General features: G+C 47.3%; 1 protein-coding gene and 1 pseudogene. Both read left to right on the plus strand.

From position 1 onward, the window contains the following. A pseudogene (locus VIP81_RS03170) lies at nucleotides 1-668 on the plus strand (SusC/RagA family TonB-linked outer membrane protein); the annotation flags it as partial. A 10-nt stretch (nucleotides 669-678) separates the two neighbouring features. Then, nucleotides 679-2120 (plus strand): RagB/SusD family nutrient uptake outer membrane protein (locus VIP81_RS03175; protein ID WP_331957030.1); only part of this gene is annotated, 1442 nt, incomplete at its 3' end.

The following is a 2120-nucleotide window of genomic DNA, read 5'->3' on the forward strand; positions in this document are numbered from 1 at the left end:
TATATCGCACGGATGATGATGTGCCGGTAGATCCTATTACAGGTTATCGTTACCGCACAGGAAGCACGGGTTATTATAAGGCAGGCGATGTGAAATTCCAGGATGTGGATGGCAACTATGTAACGGATGAAATGGATAAGCAGGTGTCTGGCAGGCCGGTGGCGAGGATCACGGGTGGTTTCAGCTCTTACCTGATCTATAAAAATTTCAGTTTGAATTTCAATGGTACCGTATTATTCAAGAGAGATCTGATCAATAGCGCTTTATATGAGCGCATGGCGAATTTGCAATCTCCCTATGATCAGGGTACACTGGTGGATTTACATGACCTGAATTACTGGTCTAAATCCGGTGACGTGGCAAAGTATCCTAATCCTTATGATTACAGATCAACAGCGGCTTCTTATCGTGGATTGCAGACGCTGTTCCAGGAAGATGGCAGTTTTATTAAGATCAATGCTGTTACGTTCGGATATACTGCTAATCGTAAATGGTCTTCCCAATATCATATGAATGCATTGCGTGTATACGTTACTGTTACTAACCCTTTCCTGTTTACCGGTTATTCCGGACCTAACCCGGAAGCGGTAACAGAGTTGGGGCGTGACCGGTTGGATACTTATCCGATCTCCAGGACCTTATCATTTGGTTTAAATGTTGAGTTTTAAAAATCAGGGTATGAAGCGTACTATTTATATAAGTCTGATCACGATGTTGCTGCTGACTACCGGAAGCTGTAAGAAGTTCCTGGATGTGTCGCCACCGGATCGTATGAGTGATGCCGCTTTCTGGCAAACGAAGGGAGATGTGGAATCTGCCATCGCCAATGCGTATGGTTTTATATTCGACATTCTCACGAATGGTCCTTATGTACCCGGTAACGGAGATATCCGTGCGGGGGAGTTTACGCCCAGCAGCTACTTTGATGTATTTGCAGCTGTGGCAGCGCAGGACCTGACAAACAATAGCCGTCTTAGCGCCTATAACATGAAGGGCCTGAGCGACTGGTATCCATTTTATCAGTCCATAGCAGCCTGTAATATCAACCTGGTAAGGGTGCCGGAAGTGAAGGCGTTGTCGGCAGCAGAAATCAAGCAGTATGAAGCAGAGCTTCGTTTTGTACGGGCATTTACCTATTTCTATATTTCGCGTATTTATGGAGATGTGCCTTTGTATGTGGAAGCGTATGATCAGCGTCCTTTACCACGTACGCCGATGGTGGAGGTACTGAAGTTTTGTTTATCAGAGATGGATGCTATCAAGGACGACTTGCCATGGCAATATGACGAGCCGTCGAAATGGGGGGTACGCGCGGCCAGAGGGGCAGTGTATGCGTTGATTGCCAATGTGAATATGTGGGCGGCCGGCTTTGATAAAGCCAATCAGCAGCAGTACTGGAGAAATGCGGCTACCGCTATCCAGACGATGCATGATTCCAAAGTCTTTGGTTTATTACAGATAGAAGATTTCCGCAAAATATTTAAAGGACGTACCAAAGAAAGTTTGTTTGAGTTTTCGGTGAATGCCAACTACGGCACTACTACGCGCTATGTAAGCATTGGGCAATGGACACTGCACTCGCCACTGGTATTTAATTATTCCAGCAGTGACTGTTGGTTTGATGCTGACTACCTGAAGAAAATTTTCCCGTTAGATCAGCCGGATAAGCGGTTGGAACAATGGTTCTTTTCTCCCTATGCCAATAACACCAGCGCCATGTTTGTGAAGTACAGTAACGTGGTAAACATGGCTACTGCTTCTTCATGGCTGCTGGATGATGACCTGATTATGTTCCGGTATGGCGGAGAGCTGTTACTGGGGGCAGAAGCGCTCGCCAATCTTGGAAAGGAAGCCGAAGCTATAGCTATGCTGAACGAGGTGAGACTGCGTGCCGGTGCGATGGTGTACAATGGTCGCGGAGGGGATGCGTTAAAAGACTTTATTTTCCTGGAACGGCAGCGGGAGCTGATTGGAGAAGGCGTGCGCTGGTACGACCTGGTGCGCACCGGAAGAGTGATGGATCCCACCCAATGTAAAAGTTCACTCACCCCTGAACAGTTTGCCCGTGGCGGCTGGACCTGGCCTATCGATGCCAGGGCGCGCAACTTCAATCCTAATAT

The sequence above is a fragment of the Chitinophaga sp. genome, from assembly GCF_036566945.1.
Lineage (GTDB): Bacteria > Bacteroidota > Bacteroidia > Chitinophagales > Chitinophagaceae > Chitinophaga.